Source organism: Candidatus Hydrogenedentota bacterium, from assembly GCA_035416745.1.
GTDB lineage: Bacteria > Hydrogenedentota > Hydrogenedentia > Hydrogenedentales > SLHB01 > UBA2224.
In genome coordinates, this window is sequence record DAOLNV010000034.1 from 1 (window position 1) to 26220 (window position 26220).

A 26220-nucleotide genomic window follows, 5' to 3' on the forward strand; every position below is an offset into this window, starting at 1 on the left:
GCTTAGAAGGCCGATGCTCTATCCTCCTGAGCTACAGGCGCGCGGAATGGTGTCATCTCAGAAAACCGAACGGCGTTCGGTTCGCCGTTGTGGAAGCGCGTGAATACCGCGTACACGCCGGGCATTGAGTTAACTCATTATCCCATTTCCGCGGGTTATGTGTCTAGCCGGCAGGGGCTGCGCCAGGGGATGGTCCATCATTGCGGACTCCGCCGTTGGTTCTTGATACTCTCGGCATACGGATTGAGACAGATACGGATTGAGATGTCCCGTTGCCTCAAGTAAGAAAGTATCCGAAAGGGTATGTTTGACAGGCTTCCCGGCGAATGCTATGATTCTTTTCCGGCTGCCGGGGCTGCGTAACTCTTTAGGAAGATGGGCTTTCGAGGTGTTCGCGGCGGCATCGGCAGCGATACGAAGCGCCCGATAGATGGAGCGCAGGAGAGAGGGGAGGTTGATTCCGAGTGACGAAAGTGCGCGTCAAATCAGACGAGCCCTTTGAAAAGGCACTCCGCCGGTTCAAGAAAAAGTGCAATAAGGAAGGGCTGATGCAGCGGCTTAAAGAGATGAAACATTACGAAAAGCCCAGCGAGCGCCGCCGCCGCAAGCTCGCAAAAGCTATTGCGCGTGCCCGGCAGGATCAAGCTGAATAATTGAGCTTTCTCGGCAATGTGTACTACCCTGAGGCAGGATCGAGGCATCGGTCCTGCTTTTTCTTTGAGCAGTCCGCTTGGGTCCGGATGGAGGTGAGGAGGGGAGAGCGTTATGAGCATGGTACTTGGTCTTGATGTCGGCACAAGCGGCACTAAAGCGGTGGCTATCGATGCCTCGGGCAACCTTGTGGCGTCGGCGCTGGTCGAGTATCCGCTCTTGACGCCGAAGCCGGGCTGGGCGGAGCAGCCTCCGGCTGAGTGGAAACGCGCGGCACTCGAAGCGCTCACGATGCTGGCACATTCGCCCAACGTGAATGCGGCCGACGTCAGAGGCCTCGGCCTTACAGGTCAGATGCACGGGTCGGTCTTTCTCGACAAGGACAACCGCGTCTTGCGGAATGCCATCCTCTGGTGCGATCAGCGCACCGCGCCCCAATGCGCCCACATCACCGAAACGGTTGGCGAGAAGCGGCTCATCGAGATGGTCTGTAATCCCGCGCTGACGGGTTTCACCGCACCGAAAATCCTCTGGCTGCGCGACAACGAGCCGGGAGTTTACGAGAAGGTCCGCAAGGTTCTTTTGCCCAAGGATTACGTGCGTTACGAATTGACTGGCGCGTTCGCCACGGATGTCGCCGACGCTTCGGGAACGCTGCTGTTCGATGTCAAGAACCGCACGTGGCACACCGAACTGATGTCGATGCTCGATATCCCCGCGGACTTCATGCCGAGGGCGTTCGAGGGTCCCGAGGTTACGGGGACGCTGTCGAAAGCCGCGGCGGCGGCGACCGGACTTCCCGCGGGCATTCCGGTAGTGGCGGGCGGTGGAGACCAGGCCGCGGGGGGCGTGGGGTGCGGCATTGTGCGCACGGGGGTTATCTCGTCGACGGTGGGCACGAGCGGCGTGGTGTTCGCGTTTGCCGACAAGGTGAGCCTCGATCCCAAGGGCCGCGTGCACACTTTCTGCCACTCGGTGCCGGGCAAATGGCACGTCATGGGTGTGGTGTTGAGCGCGGGCGGTTCGTTGCGGTGGTACCGCGACGCGCTTTGCGCCGAAGAAAAAGCCCGGGCGGCCGAGACCGGCAGGGACCCTTACGAATACATCACGGAATCGGCAGCGTCCGTGCCTCTGGGCGCCGAGGGGTTGTTGTTCCTGCCGTACCTGACCGGCGAACGGACGCCGCACAAGGACCCCTACGCGAGGGGGGCTTTCGTGGGCCTGTCGTTGCGTCATGGGAAACCCCATATGGCGCGGGCGGTGCTCGAGGGCGTCGCCTATGCCATGCGTGACAGCCTCGAGATCATTCGCGAGATGGGCGTGCCTATCGAGCAGGTACGAGCTTCGGGCGGCGGCGCGAAGAGCCCTTTCTGGCGGCAGATTCAGGCGGACGTGAACGGCGCGCCGCTTGTCGTGATCAACGTCGATGAAGGCCCGGCATACGGCGCCGCCATCCTCGCAACCGTCACGACGGGGCTGTACGCGAGCGTCGAGGAAGCCTGCGACGCCATCATTAACGTAGTTGATACCTGCAAACCCGCCGCGGCGAACACGAAGCAGTACGACAGCTGGTTCGCCGAGTATCAGAAGGCCTATACGGCCCTTGCGCCGGGGTTCCACCGTGCCGCAGAACTCTTATCGTGAGACCGTCGAGGAGGGGTCCGACGGACTCCGGCTCGACGTGTTCCTGACCGAGTGTGTCGAGGACGCCTCGCGCTCGTTCATCCAGAAAGCCATCAAAGGCAGCCTGGTGACCGTCAACGGACAGGTCTGCAAGCGGCCCAGCCGCTGCGTGGCCTTGGGCGACGTGATCGACGCAGAGTTGCCGCCCCAGCCAACGACGGAACTGACGCCGGAGAATATCCCTCTCGAGGTCCTATACGAAGATGCCGACGTGCTGGTGGTCAACAAGCCTGCAGGGTTAGTCGTCCACCCGGCGCCCGGCCACGGCGGCGGCACCCTTGTGAATGCTGTGTTGTTCCATTGTCCTGATTTTCAGCGGCCGGGAGAAGATGTCACGCGGCCGGGGATCGTGCACCGGCTTGACCGCGACACCTCGGGTGTGATGGTGGTGGCCAAGAGCCCGCGGGCGTATCAGTCGCTGGGCCGGCAGGCCCGAGAGCACGCCTTCGAACGGTGCTATCTCGCTCTGGCGCAGGGCGAATTTCCGGAGGAGCGCGGGCGCATCAACGCAGCCGTGGGCCGCAGCATGACGGATCGGAAACGGATGTCCGTGACGGGTGCGCACAGCCGCGAGGCCATCACCAACTTCGAGGTTCTCGAGCGGTTCGGCGTGGCGTGTCTGGTAAGGCTTCAGCTTGAGACGGGACGTACGCACCAGATCCGGGTTCACCTGCGGTTTGCCGGTCATCCGGTGCTCGGCGACCCCGTATACGGCGTGGTGGATTTCCGGAGTTGGAATGTCTCGGATGCGACAAAAGCGGCCCTGCACAAACTCGAGGGGCAGGCGCTCCATGCCGCGTTGCTGGGTTTCGCGCATCCCGCCGATGGCAAGGTGATGCGGTTTCAGACCGCTCTCCCATCCGATTTCCAGGCCGCGCTCGACGCCCTGCGTCGCGAGGTCGCCGGCCAGTTCCGATCCTGAGTCGGCCTCACTTCTTGCCGGCGTTTGGGGCCGGCACGGTCTTTCCGCACGCAGCGACAAGCAGCACGCCGGAGATCGCGAGCGCGAGAACCATCCAGAACAGTCCCCATGCCCAGGCGGGAATGCCGGTGCGCTCGGCGAGGAGGGTCGCGTCGGTGGCGGGATGAGAACGGTCGAGGATGTCCGCCTTGATGTCGACGATCGCATACATGCAACTGGCAAGCCCGACAAGCCGCAAGACGAAGGCGTTGACCCACGCGGGCAGTTTGAGGCCCATGGCGGCGAGTGCGGCGCCGGCGCCCGCGCAAAACAGGAAGCCGAAGCCGAACACCTCCCGCACCAGCACCGCCGCCGCGGCCAGGAGGAAAATGCCCAAACCGGCGGTAAGCGGATTGACCCACCTGGATTTGCGGGACAAGAGCATGAGCGCGCCGCCCCAAACGAGGCTGCCAAGGTAGCCTGCCGAGATGACCAGGAACGGGATGCCGCCCGTCGTGACGCACATGCCTCCAGCTTCGGGATGAAGGTGAATAGCCCGGATTCCGCCGCCCGTCAGAAGCGCGGCGAGGCCGTGGCTCATTTCGTGAAAGAAAACCACGAGGATACGAAGCGGGTACAAGAGCCATGAATCCCACAGGAAGACGAGCACCACCGCCAGCGCCGCAAGCAACGCGGTTTCGCGCCAGTCGAGGCCTTTCAGGGCCGCGGCAACGGTTCTTGCGAGCCGCGGCCGCGCCGTCGTGCTTACTCCGGAGACTGGATATCGCACGAGACGGCCTCGCCGGGCCGGGTGCTGGTTCCGGGCCACAGTTTGCGGCCGGGATACAGGCACGTGTTAATGCCGGTATGCACGCCGTCGCCGACAATAGCCCCGAGCTTGTGACGGCCGGTGTCGATGAGTTCGCCCTTGACCAGGGATTTCACCGTGTCGCCGTCGTGGCGGACGTTGGCGGTGATGGTGCCCGCGCCGAAGTTCGAGCGTTCTCCGATAATCGTGTCGCCCACGTAACTGAGATGCGGCACGGCGCTTCCGTCGAAAAGGATCGAGTTCTTGACCTCGCAGGCCTGCCCGACCCGGCAGCCGTTGCACAACGTCGCGCCGGCGCGCAGCCACGAGTTAGGGCCCACACTGCAGTTTTCGCCGACGTATGCGGGGCCGTCTATCACAACGCCGCCGCGGATGACGCTGCCCTTGCCGACGTGGACGGGCCCGTTCAGTTCGGCGCGGGGACTGACCTCGCCCTCGAGCTGGGGAGTCATCTCGTGCAGCAGGTACTCGTTGGCTTCGAGGAGATGCCAGGGATAGCCAATGGGCAGCCAATACCCTTTCATTTCGACAATGTGGAAGGCGCCGCGCCCGGCCATGGTCTGGATAGCGGAAGTGACCTCGATTTCACCGCGTTCGGACGGCCGGACGCCGCGCAGCAGATCGAAAACCTCCGGAGTCAGGACATAGGCTCCCGCGTTGACCAGGTCGGAGGCGGGGTCGGGCGGTTTTTCGACGAGCCGCCGCAGGCGGCCGCTCGCATCGACTTCCAGCACGCCGTAGCCCCGCGGATCGGCCACGCGTTTCGCCAGTGCGGCATTGGCGGCGTTCGCAAGGCTCTGGAGGTCGCCGGGTGCATAGAGGTCGTCGCCGTTCAAGGCGATAAACGGTCCATCGACGTGTTTTTCGCATTGCAGGATGGCGTGCCCGGTGCCGAGCTGCTCGGTTTGCTCGACGTAGCGCAGGGGCAAGCCCTCGTAAGCGCCGCCGAACGCTTCGCGGACCATTTCCTTGCGGTACCCGACCACGAGGATGGCCTCGTCGACGAGGTTTCGCAAGGCTTCGAGGTGCCACGCCAGAACGGGCTTGTTGACGACCTTCAGGAGCGGTTTCGGCCGTGTGAGCGTCAACGGATACGTGCGGGTGGATTTGCCCGCGACCATGATGATTGCCTTCACTGCGTCACCCCCGTGTTGTCTTGTTGCCTAATGAATGCCCAGCAGGCGTTTTGCGTTCCCGGACGCGATGGCCTCGCGCTGCCCGGCGTCAATGTTGCCCCGTGCGAGCTTTTCAACATTAGCCACATAATTGTACAGCGGGAAATTGGTTCCGAACAGCAGCCGCTCCTTGGGGAACCGTTCCATGGCCAATTCGAGGTCGCGCATGTTCTCGTAATTCGAGATGTCGAAATAGAAGTTCCTGGGAAGGGGCTCGCCGAGCATCTCCGGCTCGCCGAAACGGAGGCCGAACGCGATGATGTCGGTTCGAGGATGAGCTTCCACGAATGCCTTCATTACGGCCGGCGCGACCGGTTGAATAATCTCGCGATTGAACTGCCGCCGCGGATCCTCGAGCCAGCATTGTACGCATACGAGGACGCCAAGTTCGCGGGCAAGCTCCACGAGTTCGCCCGTTGCTTCGGACAAAAGATCGTAGCGGTGGTACTGGGGATACAGGACGACGCATCTGGCGCCGCAATCGCCGGCGCATCGCCGGAGGTCGTCGTGCCAGCCGGTGAAATCGGGCCGCAGCACCGCCGCGTGGATGAAACGGTCACAGTGGGTCGCGATGGCTGATGCCAGCTCGATGTTTCCCTCGTGGGGATTGAGGTAGAACACCGCATTGAGCGAGGAGACCACGGCTCTTTCGACGCCGTAGCGGTCCATTGCCCGGAGGAGCGCCTCGATTCCCTCGACCGGCCTGTAGGGGAAATGACCGAGTTTTGCGTTGAAATCTATCATGACCAGGGTACCACTTCCGTCTCGCTGCTCACGGGCGCATCCATCGCATAATGTTTTCTCCAAGGATCATGCACTTCCAGTCCTCGGGGATTTCTGCCGATAACACCTTGCTCATCTGCACAATAAAGCTCCTGCCGGGGACATCCGACCCGAAGAAGATACGCTCTGGGCCAATGGTTTGCAGCAAGCACTCGACCACGCCGGCCTCGGGTTCGCCGCCTGAGACATCGAGGCACAGACCGGGATACGGCGCGATGATGCGGGCAACCTCTTCCCAGCGTCCGCTGCAATGGGCCAACCACATTTTCAGGCCGGGGTGCTGTTGCACGCGGTTAACGCAGTGCCAGGCCGTTGACTCCTTCTCGAGGTTTCCGGTGGCCTTTATCCACGTATGCTGCAGGACCGGTACGTCGAGTTGGACGATGCGGTCAAAGAGAGGGTCCATGCGCGGGTCGTCGGCGAATTGGGAGATCCACAGTTTCACGCCCCGGCACGGCCCGCTGGCGATGTAGCGGTCCAGATGCTCGAGTCCCAGCGCGACTTCGTCCGCGCTGAGGTAGACGAGCCCCATGAAGCGGCCGGGATATCGGTTGACCACAAGCGCGACGTCGTCATTGGCTTGTTCGAGGGAAGCGGCGTCGGGAAAGGGGGTCCATTCGCGTCCAAGCGAGCACAAGATGACCTTGTCGACGCCGGCACGGTCGGCTGCGGCCAGCAGGATTTCCGGCTCGCCGTCGTCTGGGTTGCGTATATGGGCGTGGCAATCGACCACAAGGGGCACTGCGAGAATCTCCCTCCCCGTTGCGCGGGCGCACGGTCACCCGCGGCAGGCGTCATTTTAGAAGGCGGCACTCCTGCGTTCAACCGCGCCGATTCTCTGGGTGGCCAGAGTGGACGCTCCGATGATAGAATAGCGTAAGGGAAGGCTGAATCATGTCGCGAAGCTTATTCAGAGATATCAGAACCCTTGCCAAGAACATCACGAAACACACGAGCTTTGTGCTGCAACGCCGCGAGTCGGTGCTCAACGCTCTGTCCGGCGTTGCCTCGGATGCCAAAAAGCTCCGCAAACACGTGGGGAGCCAGCATGCCCCGGAACGGCGCAAGGCTGCCATGAAACTCCTGAAACAAGGCAGGGCAGCGTACAACTCGAAGAACGACGCGCTCGCCGAGAAGCTTTTTCGGGAGGCGGTCGCTGCCGATGAAAACTGCGCCCTGGCGTACGCGTATCTCGGCAATGCCTTGTACCGGTTGGGGCGGACCGACGAAGCGGAAAACAACTGGCGCCGTGCAACGATGGTGGAGCCCAGTTCTGAGGGGGCCGAAAAGGCCCTGCACAGCCTGCAGCGCCTCGCGAAGAAAAAGAAAGAGTACACGGACCGCCTCGACGACAGGCTGAGACATGGCTGAGTTTCCCGAATTTTCGTATCTGATGCCCACGGAAATCCGTTTTGGCGCTGGGTGTTTCAACGAACTCCCAAAATGGTGCGGGCATCTCGGCGAGAGACCGTTCGTCGTCACCGGCAAGCGTTCGGCGCGCGCGCAGGGCCTTCTGGACAGGCTTCAGGCACGACTTCCGGGCGCGGTGTTCTACGACAAGGTCGACGAAAACCCGACAACGGTTCAGTGCGATGCGGCGTCCGCGGTTTGCCGGGAACACCGGTGCGACATGGTGCTTGCCATCGGCGGGGGCAGCCCCATGGACGTTGCGAAGGCCGTAGCCGGGCTTGCGCTCAACGATGGCCCATGTGCGAAGTTTGTCGGTTCGGACCTTTTTGCCAGGGGCGCGTTGCCCATCATAGCGGTCCCTACGACGGCAGGAACCGGAAGTGAGGTGACGCCGTACTCGGTATTGGTCGATACCTCGGAGAATCAGAAGCGGACCATCAAGGGGCGTGCACTGTTCCCTCGGGTCGCGCTGCTGGATCCCGAACTGACCACGTCGCTGCCGGCGGCCATCACGGCGGACACCGGCCTGGACGCGTTGAGTCAGGCCATGGAGGGGCTGGTGTCCAAGAAGAGCACCGCGCTGGGGAACATCCTGGCGCTCGAGGCATGCCGCCTGGTCAGCCAATGGCTTCCCCGGGCGGTACATGAGCCGTCTAACCTCGAAGCGCGGGGCAACATGCTGGTGGCCGCCATGTTGTCGGGATGCGTGATCGCTCAGAGCGGCACGACGCTGGTTCATGGCATGGGGTATTACTACACGCTGCATTGCGGGGTACAGCACGGACTTGCCAGCGGACTGCTGTTGGCGCCCGTCTTTCGCCACAACGCGGTCTGCTTACCCGAAATGGTGGCGTCCATAGCGGAAGCCCTGGGCTATCCGGGTCCGCCCGGCGAGGCGGGCGGCAACGTGATGCGGGCGCTGCATGCCCTGTTCGAGACGTGTGGCGTTTCGAGCGCCGCACGCGACGCCGGCGTGGATGAGAATAAGCTGGCTGGATTCGCGAAGGATTGCTGCTCGGACCCCTACCGTTTCAAGAACCAGCCGGGCGGCTTGTCGGAGGAAGACGTTTTGCGCTTCTACCGTGAATCCTACGCGGGCATATAGCGCGCTCGCGGCGGAGTCGTTTCGGGTCAGTCGTTCCCTTTGGTCACCGCCTCGAGAATTTTGACTTCGCGGTTGGCGAACACTCCGCCGCAGACGTCGAGCAACCATCGGTAAGCCAGGAGCGCCATTCCCAGAAATGCGAGGGCCAGCACCACGCCGGCCGGAAACCGCCAGCCCTCGAAGACATATGCCAGTGCGGAGTCAAGCAGTGCGCACACCATCGGGGGCAGGAGAATCAGGGGCATCAGGAACAGGAACAGGAACGACGTCACCAAAACCATCGGTTTATTCCCCGCCCCGCGCATGGAATCGGACGATAACTTGAACGGGAGGTACAGCGAGCACACATTACCGACGGTGCTCATCAATAGGAACACATAGCCCACATTGATGAGCGCAATGAGCAGAGCGAACGGACCGGGCTGAAATACGGCGAATGCCAGGATGGCGAAGACGGCCATTTGAACGCCGAATAGCGCGGCAAAGGCGAGGTTCCTCCCGAGAATGTACGTGCGGCGCGGTGTGGGGAAGAGAATGAAGGAACGGAAACCGTTGCCGTCGGTGCCGAATATGTTGGCGAAAAGCATGGAGCTGTTGAGGAGAGGCCACGCCAGGGCGGCCGTTGGCATGGCGTTCCGCGCGATACCCGGAAGCTGCAGCAGGCCGCCGCTGCGGAAGAAATAGAGGATGAAAAGGAACAGCCCTACCACAAAAGGCACAATGAGCTGCATGCGGACCATCGGGTGGCGAGACAGCATCTTGATGCTGGCCAGGGCCACCGCGCTGGTTTCTTCGTCAAAGCCGGGGATGCATCTTGCCACGAATGCCTGTTCGATGGGTTTGCCGCTTCTGACGCGGGTTTTGGCCTCGTGTTTTCGCCGCCGGCGCGTTTGAACGCCCAGGTAATAACGGCGGGTGGCGCGATATCCCATGCTCAAGGGCAGCGCGGCGAGGCATGCAAACCCGATGGTACAGGCAAGAGCCACATACACGTCGCCGAGAACGAGGCTTTGCAGCGCAAGCGCGAGCCATCCGGGCGGGAGAATGACGTTGGCCGTCATGAGCACCGTCAGGGGATCGCCGGGAAGCCAGCGTGGCGCGAGGTTGATGAGGAACTGGGGGGCCCATGCCATTACGATGAACCCCATGGTCAGCGCCATGATCAGGGTACGTCTGCGCCGCGGGTTCTCCATGAGGGCAGCCAGCCATCCGCGAAAGTAGTACGTCCATCCGGCGAGGGCCAGATAGAATGCCAGGACGGTGAATGCGCCCGCGAGAACGATGAGCCCGTGCCGTATCGCGAGCCCGGCCACGAAGGCCATTCCCGGAATGACAAAGAGCACGCCGGCGGGCGTGAGAAGAGAGAAGGCAAAATTGATGATGAACACGCTGCGGAGCGAAACGGGCAGGTACATCATCTTGCGCAGGTCGACCACGTCGGAGCGCTGCACCTCGGCCAGTATTGAAACAAGCCATATGATGCAAAAGAAGAAGACCAGTGCGTCGGTGATCGCAAGCACGGGCAGCGCCTGTTCCTTCTCGAGCTCGACGAACACGCCCAGCACGAAGAGCCCGACCGAAAGGCCCACGGCCACGAGAGCGACGCCTATCACGATGAGCGCGGTCAAGACAGCCGCAAGGGCGCCGGTCATTTTCATCATACTGTGGCGCAACAGCCGCCATTTGAGCCAGAGGATCGTAGCGAGATGCCCGAACATCACCGCGTCCCGTTCAGCCAGGACAGCGTCGCCGGGGCCTCTTCGACGCGGCCGACGGCGCGGACAAACGCTTCCTCGAGCGAGCCACCGCCGGCGAGGTCGTTCAGGGTGCCGTCGGATACCAGCCGGCCCTGGTCGATGATGCCCACATGCGTGCAGAGCTTTTCCACGATCTCGAGGATGTGGGATGTGAGGAAAATGGTGGATTCGCGTTCGACAAAGTGGTCGAGCACACTGCGTATGGTGCGCGAAGTGATCGCGTCGATGCCCTCAAAAGGTTCGTCGAGGAAAAGCAATTCCGGGTCATGAATCAAGGCAGCCGCAAGCGAGAGTTTCTTCTTCATCCCGTGCGAGAAATCCGCTACGAGCGTATTATCGGCGTCTTCCAGGCCCAGTAGCGACAGAAGTTCGTCGGAACGCTTGCCGATAACGGGCTTCTCGACATGGTACATGCGCCCGATAAAAATAAGGTACTCGCGCGCGGTGAGGTTATCGAACAGACACAGATCTTCGGGCATGACCCCGATACGCGCCTTCGCGGCAAGACCTTCGGAGGCCATGTCCTGGCCGAGAACGGCGGCGGAGCCGGCGGAGGGGGCCAACAGCCCCGTCAACATCTTGATAGTGGTGGACTTGCCCGCCCCATTGGGGCCAAGGAAGCCATAAAAACACCCCCGTGGCACCCGTAAGTCAAGCGAGTCGACAGCGCGCAGGGCCGCGAAGTCCTTGGTCAATTGATGCGTCTCGATTGCGTATTCCATGAGATACCTACACGTCAAAGGCCCCGGTTATTCGCGGGCGCAATGATAGCATTCTGATTGGCCGCCGCAAAGTCGCGGTCCGCTCATCCCTCGCCCAGGGCCGGGGCAGAGACTATGCCGGCAACGAAGATCCCGGCGAGAAGCAGCAAGGGTAAGGCCGCCGCGATGGCCGCGGCGGTGCGGCTGTTCCTGGTCATGCGCTCCCAGGGCAAGTAGCTGAGCCCGACGCCCGCTCCTATGCTGGCCGCCAGCGAAGTGATTCCTATCCATTGAAAACTGATGGGCGTACCGCCGGTGAGGTCCCAGAAGGCGACGACGATGGCCACCACGAATCCGTATGCCCCGGCAAACATCGCGCAGAAAGTATTCGCGCGTTTCACGAACAGTGCGAGGAAGAAGAGACTGAACAGCGGCGAGACTAGCAGGTTGCTCGTCTTCTGCGTGACTTCGAACAGATTGCCCCGGACGTTTTCAATGACCAAGGCCAACAGGATAATGATTACGCCGATAACCGCCGAGACCCACTTCCCGTAGCGGACCTTGGTTTTCTCATCGAGGACTTTGCGGAGGACCAACGGGAGGAAGTCGGTATTCAGGACGGTAGCCGCCGAGTTGACGCCCGAAGACAGCGATGACATCGCGGCGGCGAGCATGCCCGCGATGACCAGGCCCGCCATGCCATATTTCATGTAATTCACTACAAACAGCGGGAAAAGGTAGTCGACCTTTTTCTCGTCGGCCAGCGATGCGTTGAGCAGATCGGGGTAGTGGGAACGAAAAAACCCCAACAACGCAAAGCCGAGCGAGATAAGCGTGACGTTGACGCACACGTCGGCGATGTTGTTGACCAGGAACGCCTTGCGGGCCGATTTGACGTCGCGCGTGGCGAGGTAGCGCTGGATAGCCATTTGATCGGAGCCCGCTGTACACACCCACCAGACCGTCGTCGCGATAAGGCTTCCGATCACGGTCACGCGCACGGTGGGATCGAAAGTGAAGAAGGGCTGCGTGTCCCACGTATCGGACCACTGGGTCGGGAACCAGGAGAACCCGCCCATCTTTACGGTGATGATGATGACGCAGATGATGGCCGCGCCGATCAGAAGCAGGCTTTGAATCGCGTCGGTCAAGACCACCGCCTGCAATCCGCCCATGGATGAATAGATGACCGTGATGGTGCCCATGATGATGATGGTGGGCGCCAGCGCCCCGGGCTGCAGTCCCATTGCGGTAACAACGGCGCGCGACGCGGTATAGACGACAAGACCCATCCAAATGAAGCGGATGAGCAGGAAGATGCCCGACCCCAAGAGGCGGGACGGCATCCCCAGGCGCCTCTCGAGCAGTTCGTATGCGCTGGTAATGGGCAGTTTCATGATGTGGGGAATCAGCAGGAAGCCCACAATCAGATAGATAATCGGGAGTGAGGCCAGATACATCAGGTACCCGATCGGGCCATGGCCCATCACTTCGCCGGGTTCCGCGAGATACGAGATCGTGCTGATCATCGCCGCAAACAGCGATAATCCCACCATCGACGGATTCATGCGGCGCCCACCAAGGTAGTAGTCGTCGGAAGTCTCGATCTTCCGCGCGTAATAGACTCCGATGCCGAGCATGGCAACCGCGTACACGGCGATCACGCCCCAATCGAGCAGCCCCAGCCCGCCGGCAAGTTCCGAGGGCAGCCCGGGCTCGGCTTCTTCCGCGCCGGCCGCGAATGCAGCCGCGCACAACGTACACGAAAAAAGCGTCCCTCGTGTCAGACTCCGCATGAATTGGGCCTTTCGTTATGGTCCCCCGGGAATTCGGGCTGATTATACTTACTTGAGCGTCCGGGGGCGAATCGTGCCGCGCGAGGCTCTCCACGTCACAAGAAGGACGGCGCGACCGGGGCCGATCGCGCCGCCGCTGTGCATTGTCCAGATCTGTCTACCGCGATTCGAGCGGCGGGTTGGGGTTGGTCACGGGAACCGGGATGTTCATGGCGATCGGCATCTCCGTCTCCCAACTGAGGTCGTCTGGCGCCCATTTTTCATCCATGGCAAGGGCGTCTTCCCACGAGATGGCCTTGCCGGTATAGGCTGAATCGCGGCCCATCATGGCCGTCAGGGTCGTGTCGGCGATGCGCGCGCCGTCGTGCCAATAGGGCCCGGCCTCGCGGATGCTGTTGACCAGGTCGATCTGTTCCTGGATGGAGTCGTTGACTCCCTGTTCGCCCATGTCAAGGCCGTTGCTGAACCCGTTCGTGCCGACGATGTTGATGCCGCCGCGGCCGTCGACATTATCCCAGTGGCGGCTGTAATGGGCGACATGGGCCTCTTGCCCCTTGTCGTTTTGGTAGATGTAGTCGCAGGAGAAATTGTCATACATGTCGCCGTACAGCTCGATCTTGGGTTTCCAGGCGCGTCCCCCGGAGGAGAACACGGACTTGGGGGGGCCGTTGAACGTCCAGTTGCAGAGATCGATGCCGTGGATAGCCTGCTCGACGATGTTGTCTCCGCAGGTCCAGCGGTAGTTGTACCAATTGCGCAACTGGTACTCGAGGTCGCTCCAGCCTTCCTTGCGTTTGACGCAGAACGGCAGGCCGCCGCAGTAGTAGCACTGCATGGCAACGATGTCGCCGATGGCGCCGCCATGGATCTTTTCCATGGTCTCGATGCGCACCCGGTCGTGGCGGAACTGGGTGCCGGCGACCATTGACAAGCCCTTGGCCTTGTGGGCCTCCATCGCCTTGCGGAAACGTTGCAGCCCGTGAGTGTCCGTTGCCACGGGTTTCTCGGCGAAAATATGCTTGCCCGCTTCGACCGCCGCCTCGAGGTGCTTCGGGCGTATGAACGGCGTGCTGGTCTCCATGATGATGTCGATATCCGTGTCGAGGATCTTCTGGTAGGCGTCCCAGCCCACGAAACACATCGAATCTTTCACCTTCACCTTGCTGCTGATGTTGACGTCATTGTGCTCGACGAGCTGTTTCCGGCGTGCTTCGAGGTGATCTTCAAAGAGGTCGGCCAGGGCCACCAGTTCGACGCCGTCGTTGCCCGCGAGCAGGTTCATGGCGTCCTGGGTGCCGCGTCCGCCACAGCCCAGCAGCCCGACCCGGAGGGTCTTGCCCGCCGCCGCTGCGCCTTTCGCGCCAAGAATGGCGAACGTGCCCGCTGCCGCCGTGACTTTCGCGAAATCACGCCGTGTAACGCTGTTTTTCGATGTGTCCTTCATTGGTAGCCTCCTCATCGGTCTTCGTGCGTATCCCCAACGGGTCAACCGGTTCCCACCGCGATCCGTTATCTGCCTTCGATATCTCAAGCAGCCAGGAACAGACAATACCATACCGGCCCGCCTCCGCGCGAACCCAGGCACTGCTCGGGGAGCGAGAGAGCTTGTGGCGAGGAGCTCCATTGCAGGGGAAGCTAGAGAATCCAGGACTACTGGGATTGGACACCCAAAACTCTGTAGAAAGCGGGATGGATTGCCACCAAGGCGTCATCGTCCAGTTCTGCTTCCGATACACTTCGTCTTGAAGAGTGAGCCCATGACAATGGACTCTTCTTCCCGACCTTTACCCCAACTAATCCTACTCGGTAGAAGACAGCCACGGTTTTCCGCCTGAATTCTGCATATGTGGCGCGCGTGTTTACAACGTCTTCGGCCAACAGCCTCAATGCGCATCTGTCCCCTTCGACCTCTTCCGTTGCGCCGAGACATACCATCTCAATCTCGTCGTCAGTCATCTCACCGATCCTTAAGCGAGGTTTCCTTTTCATCAAGAGTTTTTTGACAAAGAAATGCAGCATTGGATAATCCGCGTACCATTCATCGTAGATAGACCGCAGTCGCCCTCGGGAGTAGTCGCCTTCTGCTTCAAGCAGGGCCGAGAGAGAGACAGTAGGCTTTCCCGCAGACTTTTCAATGCAAAGATTTAAGAATTGTATAACTTCCCGTGGACGTTTCATCGTACGCGCCAAAATGAACTCTACTGTGTTTTGCTTGCCTACCTTGGGTGGGAGGAGATCTTTGAGCGTAATCTCACGAGTAGTGTATCTGTCTCTCACAAGTCGGCCAATCCGAAGGTCAAGCATCTTTAACAAATCATCATTAGACCACTGCATATGGTAATAAAGAGACTCATACTTCTCTTCCTGAAAGCCTGAATCCCTTGTTTCTCGAAACACGCGCTCGAGCAGGTCCAAACGTAATGAGACTAAGATTTTTGCATGGCGTATCTTTCGGAAATCTTTCACCGTCTCTATTAGGGCTCGAATAAGCTTGTCCTTTGCGCGACCGGAAACCCACTCTTTATCCAAGTCGTCGACTGTAATATAATACACTTGCTGTTCATCATCGAGAGCATCATCGATCAAATCTAGCATCTCAGAGAGTTCGCGTATTTGTACAGAGTTGATGACTTCTTGAGATCTCTTAACGATCTCAAATTTCGCTGTTTCCGAGATCTTACGCCGCCCGTTCACTTCCGCTTGGCAGGGGAAAAGGGTGCCAAGCCTCGCGGCCATTTCCTTTTCGAGATTTCTTGTAATCTCCGTAATCCTGTAGTCCGTGTCCTGCCAAAAACTATCTCCCCACTTCTCCATATAGGCCAAAGCCTGCTTATATTTCTTAGTTCTGAAAAAATCCAAGATTTTTGTCATGGCATTTCGGTCACCTTTGAAGTGATACTTCTTCTGCAGAAGCTCAACGCAGAAAACGTGGCGCCAAAGTAATTTGAAGAACAGATCCAATTTTGCACCTAAACTTTCAACAAATTGAAGAATATCGGAATTGGTAACATATTCCAGAGAAAGCCCATCTGGATTTATCTGAATCACTCGATCCTGACGTTCCGCGATTTGTACAAGGAGAGCCGTCTTTCCTACTCCGGTTCTACCCACCAGCAGGCGGCGAGGGTCATGCGGATCCGTCAACACGTTGAGGCTACCGTTGTCAATGAAGCAATCTCGAAGGAACTCCACGTCTTCCTCAGCATCGTTTGCGCCGATTGTATCGACTCGTGTGAAACGAAACTGTCCAGAGGATTTGACACTCTTAGCTTTCTTGTGTTTCCCCATACGTCAATCCCTACCCACTATTTCTGAGGCCATTATTCTAATTTAATATATGACCACGTGGCAGCGCAAGTACACGCAGGGTTGAGTTCCCTCATTAGGCGAATTTGCCTACTCTGTTAAGCCTAGGGTGTTTCCTTCGCTACGCCAAGGCCCACCACAAATCGACCCCTAGCTTGCACGGCTCTTTCCAGCATGCGAAGATAGCGGCCGGGACGATCGGGGCATTTGTTAACCTACGGGCGTGGCGCAACACGCAAGAGGAGATATCGTATGACGCATGGGGCTTGGTATGGGATAGCGGCGCTGGCGGCGGGGCTGGTCGTGATTACGGCCGGGGCCGCCTGGGCGGCCAATGATGACATGGGCAACGGGTTTCTGCACCACGGCGTCGCCACGCCGGTGAGCAACCATCGTGGGACGGTCGCGACAGTCGACGGCAAAGGCAATGACATCGTGCTGGTGTGGCTGTTCGACCATCGCGGCTGCTACGCGTTGCTCGAGATCCAGGCGGCCACGGGCGAGGCGCGCCAGGTCGCGGTGCCATTCCCGCCGGGCGGCGATTGCCCGTATGCGTCTATTCTCTCAACAACGAACAAGTTCTACACGCATTTCAACAGCTATTTCACCGAGTACGACCCGGTACAAGGCGAGTTTACGTTCTTCAGTCCGACTGCGCCGCAGATGGCCATGGGCATGACCGAGGACGATAAGGGCGTCATCTGGTCGGTGACGTACCCGGCCAGCGGCGTGGTTTCGTTCAACCCCGCGACGCGTGGGTTCAAAGACTATGGCCATGTATACGCCCAGAACTGGGCGCAGTACCAGCGTTATGTTGCCGCGGACGACGCCGGCTGGATCTACTTCGGTGTGGGCAACACCGCCAGCCAGATCATCATGTTCGATCCGGCAACAGCGACGGCCACGCCCATCGTGCCGGAAGAAAAGCGGATCCTGGGAAGCGGGATGGTCAAGCGCGACGTCAACGGAAAAGTGTACGGACAGTCCGGCGACCTGTGGTACGAGTTTTACAAGGGCGAGGTGAAAGAGATCGCTCAGCCCACGATCAGCGCAAAACCCATCATCACCGACAGCCAGGGCCTGTTCCACAACGTTTTCCCCGATGGAAAGATCCTGCAGACCTGTGACCTGGTCGAACACGTCCTCGAGATCAAGGATCCGGCAACCGGCGAGGTGGCGCGGTTCAATTTCGACTATACCAGCGAGGGCGCGCATATCATGGGCATGGCGGCTGCGCCGGATGGCACCATCTGCGGCGGCACGGCGTTTCCCATGCGGTTCTTCAGCTACAATCCAAAGACCGACGAATGGATCAACCGTGAGGCTTACGGCCAATGGAACACCGTTGTGACCCAGGGCAACATCTTCTTCGCGGGCGGCTATGGCGGCGGCTTTTTGCTCGAGTGGGACCCCTCCAAGCCCTGGGTACCCACTGCGAAGGGCAATCCGGAGTCCAATCCCCGATACCTGACGGAATGCTCGCCCACGATTCACCGTCCCCACGATCTGCTGGCCCATCCGGACGGTAAAACCATCGTGCTCGCGGGCACGCCGGGCTATGGTTACACGGGGGGCGGCCTGCTGTTCTGGGATCGCGAGACGCAAAACGCGACAGTCATTGAACATACGGCCATCATCCCTGAGCATTCGACCATGAGCCTTGTGGCGTTGCCAGAAGGAAAGCTGCTGGGCGGAACCACGACGGCGGCCGGCACCGGCGGCGAGGTAAAAGCCAAAGAGGCGCAGTTGTACATCATGGACATGGCGACCAAGGCGCTCGACTGGCAGCAGGCGGTATTCCCCGGCATCCAGGGTTACCCCGACATGATCCTCGGCGCCAATGGGCTGGTCTACGGCGTGGCCGACCACAACCGGTTTTTTGTGTTCGACCCGGCAACGCGCCAAGTGATCCATGAAGAGAACCTCCAAGAGACCCTTGGCAGCACCGCGAGCCAGCAACAGTCGCGCATTTTCGTTATGAGCCCCGACAATGTCCTGTACATGCTGTTTGTGAAAGGGATCGTGCGCGTGGATTACGCGACGCATGCGTTGACGTTGGTCGCCGAGTCGCCGGTGAGCATCGGCCCCGGGGGGACGTACCTGGACGGCCGGATCTATTTCGGCAGCGGCTCGCACGTATATAGCTATACCGCGCCGAAGCAGGAAGTAGGCGGATGACCTGGCGCAGCCGGGGAGGCCGCGCCGCGGCGTGCGCAGCGAGCAACGTTCAGGTCAATCAACGGGCCCGGGCCGGATAATCTCCGGCGCCGTGGCGATACGCGGCCGTATGGCGAGCCAGCCGACGCCCTGGAACTCGGGGTCGGGAATCTCGCGCACCTCTTCTTCGCCGAGGTAGGGGCACATCGCGTCGACCCAGGCGATGAGGCGCTGCAGATTGACCGGATCGACCTTTACGCCGTGATGTTTGCCGCTCGACGCGATCTCGATGAGCCGGCTCTTGTACGACAATGCCGTCATGGGCTTGGGCGTCTTGTACGCTTCGGGGTCGGTGGTGCTGTAGGCCTCGACCATGATCTCTCCCGCGATCCCCCAGCCGGCGGGCGGATTCTCCGGGGGAACATACGGCGCGCCCCACGAAGGGCGGCCGATCATGGTCAGGTAGGGTTCGGTGAAGATAGGCGAACTGGGACGTTCGGTCATGTCGAAGACTTCGCGGCCTTTACCGTCGCCCTCGTGGCATTTTGCACAGTACTCATCGAGAACCGGCCGCACGTAACGCGGGTAACTCACGGTGTCGGGCTTCCATGGCGGGGGCGTTATCGCGCTGGGGCCGCGCGTGAGTGCGAGGCCGCGCTGCCCGGTGTCGGGCGCCTTGCTGTGAAGCTCATGACATCCCAGGCAGCCGCGGGACTCGCCCGGCATGACGTTGACAAAGCTGCGCATGGTCTGAAGGGCGCGGTAGTTCTCGTCGAGAAGCTGGAAGTGCAGCGCCATGCCCGCGGGGGCTCGGAACGACACCGAGCCGTCGGCTTCAACGGGGACGGTCCCGAGGATGCGTTTCACTCCCTCCGACTGTACCGCCGACACGACCGGACCGGTCGAGATGTAGGGGCGCTTATGCCAATAGGTGTAGGTCTTGGGATCGATATTGAGAATGCGGAGATACCGGGCAAGGCCCCGGAGTTCCGTGGGCGCTCCGTAGTATACGTTCGCGCTGTAGATCACGCCTTCCTGCGGTTTGAACCGCGCCATACGGTCAGGGAACACCGCGCGGTCGACCACGACCGGAGGCCGGGGACGCGGCCTGAGCGGAATCGCGTGGAGAATCTGGTTCGAGCCTTCGTAAATCAGCTCGCGGTTGCCGTCGACGTCCATGAGATACAACACAAACTTGCCGTTGCGGCTGGCGGATACGATGAAATCCGTCTCGCTGAGAGGATAAGGGGAATAGTAAGCGCCATAGTTGCCCGAGGGGTGGTATTTCGGCGATTCGATGGGGTCCACGGGTCCGTTGCCGGATTCGGGCCACGTGACGTCGGCCGTCACCTTCGTGAGACCATTGGGGAAATTGAACCCCTTGTCGGGGTCGATGATTCCGACCGAGCCGCTGAACCAGTTGTGGTGGGCGCTGCCGGTAAACATCACCCGGCGGCTGCCGGGAATGGCGCGGGCGTCCTTGAGCAGGTCGGGCCACACACTCTGGTTGCCCCAGAAGGTGTTGGACTGCGCGCCGTCGGGATTGACGGTCCAGAGGCTCTGTGCGCGCCACAACGGCTTGTCGGTGTACTCCCAGCGCGTGTAGATGAGGCGGCCGTCGTTCATGACCGACGGCAAGTAGTCGGGTTCATTATTGGCCGAGATAAGATATATGTTGCGGCCGTTGCGGTCGCAGCGCGCCAGCACATACGCGTTGGTGGGGGGCATGCAGCGCACATAGGTGTTGCCGCGGGTCGTCGAGAATACAATGTGCGCCTCGTCGGGCAGATAGACGGGATCGAAATCGTCGTAGGAGCCCTCGGTCAATTGCGTGAGGCCGCTGCCGTCCGCGTTGATCTCGTAAAGGTGAAACGACTTCTCGTTGTGTGGTTTGAAACAGAAGAGAACCTTTTGGGCGTCATACGATACGTCCGGACGCCAGAACGATCCGTGCAACGGTTCCTGGGGGACGAGCTGGCGAACCGCGCCGCCGGGATGCAGCCCTTCGAGGATGACGAGTTTGCCGCCGGGAACGGCCATATACCCGAGCCGGTGACGCGTTTCGTGCGGCCATTCGGACCCCTGCGGGAACGGCATGTCGACGAACAGGACCTTGGTGAAGTCGATGACCGGATTCGCGAACATGATGGCGCGTTTGACGCCGCGCACCTGGAAATACAGCCCTGGCGAGGGCTCAGACAATGCGTTGGCCCCGGCTTCCAGCGCATCGAGCCGGGCAAGCTGCTCTCGGAAATCGGCGCCGCCCGGGTATGCAGAGGAAATGCGGGCGGCCAGGTCGCGCGCCCACGCGATCTCGCTCCGGATGCGCTCCGGCGTCGGATTGCCGCCGGCCTGGTGCAGCCAATCGTTTTCGAGGGCTGCGCGCGCTTCGTCTTGCGACAGGGTGCGCGTTTCGGGGGTGGACGGCCGTATATACGGCGCGACGGGCTCGTGAACGGAGGGGCGAAAATCGATCCGGGGCCCGGCCGCCATGATGATCTCCACCCATTCGGGGGAAAATTGCGCGGCCTCCCCCTGTGCCTTGAGCGCTTCGAAACGTTCGCGCAGGCGGTCCGCCTCGTCCCATTCGCGGAGGTCCTCGGGCGATTGTCTCCGCCATTGGTCCTCCGTGATTGGCTTATACTCAAGGAGGAGATCGAGCAGCCGGCCTGCCTTCTCTTCGTGAAAAGCGCCGCCGGCGGACAGGGCATACTCGAGCGGCGGCACGCCGGTAAACTCGGCGAACCGGCCGCACGCTTCGGGAAAGTCATGTTTGAGCCGTATGGACAGCGCTTCCACGGAATCGTCATCGAGCCAATCGGCCTTTTGCGCCAGGTGTTCACGCAGCGTGGCGCAGGTTTCGGCAAACGAAGCATTCGCAGGGTAGACTTCGGCCATACGCTGGTTCAGAACCTCGTAGCGTTTCGCCAGTGCGGCAGCGCCGTCCCGGTGGAGCGCGGCGATCGTTTCAGGCGACAGCGGCTCGGCATACACGCGCAGGTCGTCGAGGAGCCCTTGAAAATGCTCGCCCGTTCCGCCGGAAGAGCCGATATATGCGGGGGTATCGGGCTGTAGCGCGATTGTTCCCGGGCGCTCGAGTTGGCCGATCTCCTCGCCGTCGAGAAACACGCGCATGTACTGGCCATCAAAGGTAGCGGCGCAATGATGCCACCCGCCGTCGAGAGCATTGCCGGCCTCGATACGGGCATCGCACTCGATGTAGCCGCCGATATCGAGTCCAAGGGAGAGGAGCGCGCCGTCTTCCTGGAAAGAAAACAGAAGGCGGTTGCCGGATTCCTGCCGCAGAATTTCGCGATACCCGCTCAGATCAGAGGGGCGCAGCCAGGCGGCGAGGGTCAGCCCTGGCAACACAGGTTCTCCGAAACGCACGAGCCGGATCGCATGTTCGCCCCGTAAGGCGAGGGCGTTTCCGTAAATGCCCTTCGTGCGCGCGAGACCGTGCTCCGCGGTGGCCGTCAAGACTTCGCTGCCGGTGACGTCGTATACGGAAGCATATGGTCCGGCCTCATTGAAGGTCCAATGGGCGAGGCGCGCCGCGGCGATCTCGGGTTCGCCGCCGGCGGGAGGCGGCACGTTGCGCGTGTTGGCCTCCGCCCCGCTTGCATGGAGGGCCCCGATCTCTTCGGAAGTCAAGGCTTCGCGGTAGATGCGGAGGTCGTCCATTGCCCCCTGAAAACACTCCCCGCCGTTCGACGACGCAATACAGCCGGGGGCGGCGCCGCCTGTGACAAGGACGCCGGGCCGTTCAACGGCGCCAATCTCCTTGCCGTCGAGGTAGACGCGCGCAAAGCGGCCGTCGTAGGTCGCGGCGCAATGATGCCACGCTCCGTCAAGCACGGCAGCCGGTTCCAGCGGTGCATCGCATTCAAAATAACCGTTGACGTTCAGGCCCAGCGAGAGGATGGCGCCGCCGCCCTGAAACGAGAACAACACGCGTTGTTCGCCGTCCTCTTTCCGAAAGATCTCCCGGTAATCGCTGAGCTCCGTGGGAAAGACCCACGCGGAAAAAGTGAGGGCGGTCACCCCGTCAAACATCGCGGGCTCGGAGACGGAGAGCATATGAGAACCGGTAAACAGGAGCGCCTGGCCGAACAGGCCGCTGGTACGGGCAATGGCTCCGTGGCCGGTCCCCTGCGGCGTGGCGTCAAGCTGGTTGCCGCTTGTATCGGGACACGCTCCCGCGAAGCCGCTGTCGAAATCCCAATGGGCGAGAAGCGGCGCATCGATCGGAGCCGGCTCGGCCGCACTGGCTGCGGCGCAAAGTGACGCCGGCGCAAAAAAAGACAGGCACACAAGCGCCATGCCGTGCGAGATTCCCGGCTTCCAAAAGCGGCCGTTCACAACGACTCCCTTCTTCCGGACCATAACCAGACGGGCACCAGTATGCCTTGGACGGGGCTCACAAGCCAAGAACAGCACCAAGAGGGTAGAGCAGCCGCTTGCCTGGTTTTTGAGGAGCCCGGCGGTTGTACAATAGGGTAGCCTTCACTGCAGGAAGGGTGGGAGGAGACCATCATGCACAAATGTTCGCGCCGAGCGGCTCTGAAGGGATTGGGGCTCGCGGCCGCGCCGTTCATAGTCCCGGCAAGAGTTTTCGGGGATGAAGCGCCCAGCAACCGGATTGCGGTGGGGATCATCGGGACAGGGCGGCAGAGCCACCAGATCAACATCCCGCAGTTTCTGAATTCGCCTCATGCGCAGGTCGTGGCGCTCTGCGATGTGGATTCGTGGCGGCTCGAGACCGTCAAAGCCCAGGTCGAGACCCATTACGCCGCGCAAACGGGGCAGGCGTATTCGGGCTGCGCCGTCTATCGCGATTTCAGGGAACTGATTGCGCGTGAGGATGTCGACGCGGTCATGATCTCGGGACCCGACCACTGGCATGTCCCGATGGGGATTGCGGCCGCGAAAGCAGGCAAGCACTTCAGCGTGGAGAAACCGTTGAGCACGTGTATTGCTCACGGGCGCCTCCTGTGCGAAACGGCAACGCGGCACGGGGTTGTCACGCGCACCGATTCGGAGTTCCGGTCGCTCCCGGAGATGTGGCGGGGGGTGGAATGCGTCAGGAACAGGCGTATTGGCAAACTCACGAACATGAAGGTGTGCGTTCCCGGCGATTCGGCGCCCGTCGGCATGCCCGCCGAGATGCCCGTGCCCGAGAATCTCGATTACGACATGTGGCTTGGGCCAGCCTTCCAGAAGCCGTATACGGAACAACGCGTCCACCCGGCAAAAGACCTCAAAGGCCGCCCGGGATGGCTGCGCATCTCCGACTACACCAACGGGATGGTCTCGAACTGGGGGAGCCACCTCAATGATATCGCCCAGTGGGCGCACGGCACGGATCGCGGTGGGCCCGTGACCGTGGAAGGAACGGGCACGTTCTCCGAAGGGTTGTGGGACACCATCGTCGAATTCCAGCTTCATTATGCCTATGCCGACGGGGTGACCCTGGATTACGAGATGGGCAAGAGCGCCGGCATCGAGTTCACGGGCGACGAGGGATGGCTCCGCGCCATGTACGGGGGGGAAGTGACGGCGAGCGACCCCAGCATCCTACGCCCCGAGAAGGCGCCCGGCGACATCGACCTCAGCGCAACCCTGACCGATAAAGAGGATTTCCTGCAAGCCATACGCGGGGGGGCCGAGACGCTCGAGCCGGTTGAAGTCGGCCATCGCACGGTATCGCTTTGCCAGATCGGATTGATTGCCATTCAACTGGGCCGCAAACTCGAGTGGGCGCCCGAACGCGAGCGTTTCATCAACGACGACGAAGCGAACGGGCGCCTGGACCGCCCCGTCCGCGGCGACTGGCTGAAAACCTGAGGCGTCAAAACACGGCCGCCGAGCGAGCGCTGGCCAACTCACGGCAAGAGAGGTGCCCGAGAGGTGCTATACTGGAAAAAGCTTGGAATCCGGCGGGGCGGGCGAGGTTACGGGTAAGGGAGGAGCACTCGATGCAAAAGCCAATAACATGGATTGTGACGTTCTTCTTGGTCATCGCAGCAGCGTGTATGACGGGGTGCCCGTCTGATCCGAAAGCCAACGCCAGTCTCCACTTCTATAACGATGCCACCGATGACTACGTCCGCGGTATCTACCTTCAGCACTCGGGACACGACGACTGGGGCGAGAATCTGATCACGGACGAAATCCTGCCGGGCCACGAACTTATGATCACTCACCTGTATCCCGGAACCTACAGCATCAAGGTTGCCGTGAGGGCTTCCGAGGGATGGTATTTCGGCATGATTCCCTCCGAAACGTTGACCTTGGTTTCCAACGCGGCCCTGCAGTTCCGCTACGCAAGAGGCACCTGGGAAATAGGTGGAATAGAGTAAGTATAGGGGTGTCACAGCTCACGTGCCGGCGTTCGCCGCGCGCGGACCGCGGCGGGTGTCTGCCTCGCCTTCACTTGGCGGCGTTAGCCAGGATAACGTCCTTGAGGTGCCGGGCAGCGGCAAATTCGGGGTTGATGTTGAGCACGCATTCGCAGTCCTGGACGGCCTTGGAGTGGTCCTGCAGGTCGCAGTACGTCAGGGCACGAATGTAATAGGCTTCCGCCTGCACCGCATTTATGGCGATGGACCGATCGAGGTCTTCGAGCGCGAGTCTGTACGATTTGCGGATGCGGTAGGCAAGGGCCCGGTTGTTGAGCGCGCGGAAATTGTCGGCGTTGAACCGTATGGCACTGGTGAAATCCTTCTCAGCGTGCTGGTACTTTCCCAATGCGAGGTAGGCCATGCCGCGGTGGTTGTAAATGATGGAGCGCACCTGCCGCCGGGTCTTCATGCGCAGGGCGCGCGAGTAGAGTTCAATGGCCCGGGAGAAGTCATCGCTGCTGTGCGCGGCCAGCGCCTCGAAGATGAGTTGTTCGAGTTCGTTGCGGAGCTGGATGGGCCCAACCGGCTTGTCGTCGCGCTGCTGGAGGTACGTGAGTTCTTCTTCATCGAGGCCAGGAACCGTTTGATAGGAGGGCAGCCCCTTTTCGACGCTGGCTTTCCGCCGGTTTTCGCGTTGATGGACCTCGCGCTGGTACTCCCGAATCTCCTGGAAGATGATATCCGAGAGCGTGAGCGTGGCGTTGAGGGAAGCGAGTTTGCGCTTCATCGGTTCGTCGAGAAGCGTGTTCTCGGACTTGTAGACAAGCTCGTGCTCGACCTCGGCCCAGGCGTCCTGCAAAATGGTCCGTAACTGGATTTCGGCGACGCGCCTGGTCGAATAGATCGGACGCGGCTTGATTTCGTTCGAGAGATCGACCATCAGGTGAATGGACGAATAGCCGAACTCGTGGAAGGAATGTTCCGCGCCCTTTGTTTCGAGCTCAACAACGCGGAAATGTTCCCCGATGAGCTGCTGGACTGCGTCGAGGTCGGACAGAAACGGGCAGACGATTCGAAAGCCGATCAGGTCAGTGAGAAGCGTGCTGGCCGCGCCGCTCCTGCGCAGGCGCAGAATCTTCTCGAAATAGCTGTCGAACGATTTTACGCGGTATTTGATCGAGGCGTTGATGCCTTGCGCGGTGATCAGACGCTGCAAGCGGTGTAACACGCGCTGCGCAACCGCGTCATAGACCGCGGCCTGGTTCAAGTACTCTATCTCGAGTTTCCGCCGTTGTGGAATCCGCATCGGTTTGCCTCCGGCTCACACTCGCAACGATACAGCCGGGCGAATGCCCAGCAACTGCCAGCCGTGCAGTATTCTAGCGCAAGAGGCGGGGAATGAGCGAGGATTGCACCTTCACTCGTGCGCGCCGGTTTTCACGAACTCAAACGCGTACAGCTTTGCGGCGCGCAGTTCGAACCGGAGGCTCAGCGGTTGCCCGGCATAGGCAGCGTCATCGCTGCCGCCGTCCCACGTCACGATGTGGACGACATCGTTGGTCATGATATTACCGCACCCAGCGATTGCGCGCCCGGGCAGCTCATGATGAGCATCCCGCAAG

20 protein-coding genes are annotated in these 26220 nt (G+C 60.9%); 8 read left to right on the forward strand and 12 right to left on the reverse strand.

All coding sequences use genetic code 11. From position 1 onward, the window contains the following. Positions 1-464 precede the first annotated feature (464 nt). From rpsU to PLJ71_11820, 3 genes are all read left to right on the forward strand, one after another. Entirely contained in the window at positions 465-653 is a 189-nt protein-coding gene (gene rpsU, locus PLJ71_11810) for a 30S ribosomal protein S21 (protein HQM49362.1), read from the forward strand. Between the two features lie 112 nt (positions 654-765). Beyond that, positions 766-2295, forward strand: a complete 1530-nt coding sequence (xylB, locus tag PLJ71_11815) for a xylulokinase (GenBank protein ID HQM49363.1) — start codon at positions 766-768, stop codon at positions 2293-2295. Further along, on the forward strand, positions 2273-3256 hold the full coding sequence (locus PLJ71_11820) for an RluA family pseudouridine synthase (GenBank protein ID HQM49364.1): 984 nt from the start codon (positions 2273-2275) through the stop codon (positions 3254-3256). The genes xylB and PLJ71_11820 overlap by 23 nt, the downstream gene beginning before the upstream one ends. 7 nt (positions 3257-3263) lie before the next feature. On the opposite strand, the gene PLJ71_11825 is transcribed toward PLJ71_11820, so the two are convergent. From PLJ71_11825 to PLJ71_11840, 4 genes are read right to left on the reverse strand one after another with little or no spacing between them, the layout of a single operon-like run. Beyond that, on the reverse strand, positions 3264-4025 hold the full coding sequence (locus PLJ71_11825) for a M50 family metallopeptidase (protein HQM49365.1): 762 nt from the start codon (positions 4023-4025) through the stop codon (positions 3264-3266). After that, positions 4001-5200 (reverse strand): sugar phosphate nucleotidyltransferase, encoded by a 1200-nt coding sequence (locus tag PLJ71_11830; protein ID HQM49366.1) that lies wholly within the window; start codon positions 5198-5200, stop codon positions 4001-4003. The genes PLJ71_11825 and PLJ71_11830 overlap by 25 nt, the downstream gene beginning before the upstream one ends. A gap of 27 nt (positions 5201-5227) precedes the next feature. Beyond that, on the reverse strand, positions 5228-5983 hold the full coding sequence (locus tag PLJ71_11835; protein ID HQM49367.1) for an amidohydrolase family protein: 756 nt from the start codon (positions 5981-5983) through the stop codon (positions 5228-5230). Positions 5984-6011: 28 nt separating this feature from the next. Then, positions 6012-6764, reverse strand: coding sequence for an amidohydrolase family protein (locus tag PLJ71_11840; protein ID HQM49368.1), 753 nt, complete (start codon positions 6762-6764; stop codon positions 6012-6014). Positions 6765-6916: 152 nt separating this feature from the next. Between PLJ71_11840 and PLJ71_11845 the strand changes: the two genes are divergently transcribed. After that, positions 6917-7393 (forward strand): tetratricopeptide repeat protein, encoded by a 477-nt coding sequence (locus tag PLJ71_11845; protein ID HQM49369.1) that lies wholly within the window; start codon positions 6917-6919, stop codon positions 7391-7393. Beyond that, the gene (locus PLJ71_11850) at positions 7386-8537 is read left to right on the forward strand and encodes an iron-containing alcohol dehydrogenase (GenBank protein ID HQM49370.1); all 1152 of its coding nucleotides are present in this window, start codon (positions 7386-7388) and stop codon (positions 8535-8537) included. Before PLJ71_11845 ends, PLJ71_11850 begins: the two co-directional genes overlap by 8 nt. 26 nt (positions 8538-8563) lie before the next feature. Here the strand turns inward: PLJ71_11850 and PLJ71_11855 are convergent, their stop codons facing one another. The 5 genes from PLJ71_11855 to PLJ71_11875 form a co-directional block, all read right to left on the reverse strand. Then, entirely contained in the window at positions 8564-10255 is a 1692-nt protein-coding gene (locus tag PLJ71_11855) for a hypothetical protein (GenBank protein HQM49371.1), read from the reverse strand. Next, positions 10255-11016 carry an ABC transporter ATP-binding protein gene (locus tag PLJ71_11860; GenBank protein ID HQM49372.1) on the reverse strand — a complete coding sequence of 254 codons (762 nt, stop codon included), beginning with the start codon at positions 11014-11016 and terminating at the stop codon, positions 10255-10257. The genes PLJ71_11855 and PLJ71_11860 overlap by 1 nt, the downstream gene beginning before the upstream one ends. 83 nt (positions 11017-11099) lie before the next feature. Beyond that, positions 11100-12791, reverse strand: coding sequence for a sodium/solute symporter (locus PLJ71_11865; protein HQM49373.1), 1692 nt, complete (start codon positions 12789-12791; stop codon positions 11100-11102). 157 nt (positions 12792-12948) lie between these two features. Then, positions 12949-14235 (reverse strand): Gfo/Idh/MocA family oxidoreductase, encoded by a 1287-nt coding sequence (locus PLJ71_11870; protein HQM49374.1) that lies wholly within the window; start codon positions 14233-14235, stop codon positions 12949-12951. A 206-nt stretch (positions 14236-14441) separates the two neighbouring features. Then, a complete protein-coding gene (locus tag PLJ71_11875; protein ID HQM49375.1) occupies positions 14442-16079 on the reverse strand; it encodes an ATPase in 1638 nt (545 codons plus the stop codon). Positions 16080-16349: 270 nt separating this feature from the next. On the opposite strand from PLJ71_11875, the gene PLJ71_11880 reads away from it, so the two are divergent. Then, positions 16350-18275, forward strand: coding sequence for a hypothetical protein (locus PLJ71_11880; GenBank protein HQM49376.1), 1926 nt, complete (start codon positions 16350-16352; stop codon positions 18273-18275). Between the two features lie 54 nt (positions 18276-18329). Here PLJ71_11880 and PLJ71_11885 read toward each other — a convergent pair whose 3' ends face one another. After that, entirely contained in the window at positions 18330-22616 is a 4287-nt protein-coding gene (locus PLJ71_11885) for a hypothetical protein (GenBank protein ID HQM49377.1), read from the reverse strand. Between the two features lie 174 nt (positions 22617-22790). Between PLJ71_11885 and PLJ71_11890 the strand changes: the two genes are divergently transcribed. Both PLJ71_11890 and PLJ71_11895 read left to right on the forward strand, forming a co-directional pair. Continuing rightward, the gene (locus tag PLJ71_11890) at positions 22791-24101 is read left to right on the forward strand and encodes a Gfo/Idh/MocA family oxidoreductase (GenBank protein ID HQM49378.1); all 1311 of its coding nucleotides are present in this window, start codon (positions 22791-22793) and stop codon (positions 24099-24101) included. Positions 24102-24232: 131 nt separating this feature from the next. Then, positions 24233-24616, forward strand: coding sequence for a hypothetical protein (locus PLJ71_11895; GenBank protein ID HQM49379.1), 384 nt, complete (start codon positions 24233-24235; stop codon positions 24614-24616). A 70-nt stretch (positions 24617-24686) separates the two neighbouring features. Here PLJ71_11895 and PLJ71_11900 read toward each other — a convergent pair whose 3' ends face one another. Next, complete coding sequence (locus PLJ71_11900) at positions 24687-25904, reverse strand: (p)ppGpp synthetase (protein HQM49380.1); 1218 nt, start codon at positions 25902-25904, stop codon at positions 24687-24689. 111 nt (positions 25905-26015) lie between these two features. Continuing rightward, entirely contained in the window at positions 26016-26162 is a 147-nt protein-coding gene (locus PLJ71_11905) for a hypothetical protein (protein HQM49381.1), read from the reverse strand. Positions 26163-26220 lie beyond the last annotated feature (58 nt).

Bases quoted from the DNA above. Each gene is read 5' to 3' on its own strand.
- xylB (HQM49363.1), top strand. From the start codon at position 766: ATGAGCATGGTACTTGGTCTTGATGTCGGCACAAGCGGCACTAAAGCG.
- PLJ71_11835 (HQM49367.1), bottom strand. From the start codon at position 5,983: ATGATAGATTTCAACGCAAAACTCGGTCATTTCCCCTACAGGCCGGTC.
- PLJ71_11845 (HQM49369.1), top strand. From the start codon at position 6,917: ATGTCGCGAAGCTTATTCAGAGATATCAGAACCCTTGCCAAGAACATC.
- PLJ71_11850 (HQM49370.1), top strand. From the start codon at position 7,386: ATGGCTGAGTTTCCCGAATTTTCGTATCTGATGCCCACGGAAATCCGT.
- PLJ71_11855 (HQM49371.1), bottom strand. From the start codon at position 10,255: ATGTTCGGGCATCTCGCTACGATCCTCTGGCTCAAATGGCGGCTGTTG.
- PLJ71_11860 (HQM49372.1), bottom strand. From the start codon at position 11,016: ATGGAATACGCAATCGAGACGCATCAATTGACCAAGGACTTCGCGGCC.
- PLJ71_11865 (HQM49373.1), bottom strand. From the start codon at position 12,791: ATGCGGAGTCTGACACGAGGGACGCTTTTTTCGTGTACGTTGTGCGCG.
- PLJ71_11870 (HQM49374.1), bottom strand. From the start codon at position 14,235: ATGAAGGACACATCGAAAAACAGCGTTACACGGCGTGATTTCGCGAAA.
- PLJ71_11875 (HQM49375.1), bottom strand. From the start codon at position 16,079: ATGGGGAAACACAAGAAAGCTAAGAGTGTCAAATCCTCTGGACAGTTT.
- PLJ71_11880 (HQM49376.1), top strand. From the start codon at position 16,350: ATGACGCATGGGGCTTGGTATGGGATAGCGGCGCTGGCGGCGGGGCTG.
- PLJ71_11890 (HQM49378.1), top strand. From the start codon at position 22,791: ATGCACAAATGTTCGCGCCGAGCGGCTCTGAAGGGATTGGGGCTCGCG.
- PLJ71_11895 (HQM49379.1), top strand. From the start codon at position 24,233: ATGCAAAAGCCAATAACATGGATTGTGACGTTCTTCTTGGTCATCGCA.
- PLJ71_11900 (HQM49380.1), bottom strand. From the start codon at position 25,904: ATGCGGATTCCACAACGGCGGAAACTCGAGATAGAGTACTTGAACCAG.
- PLJ71_11905 (HQM49381.1), bottom strand. From the start codon at position 26,162: ATGACCAACGATGTCGTCCACATCGTGACGTGGGACGGCGGCAGCGAT.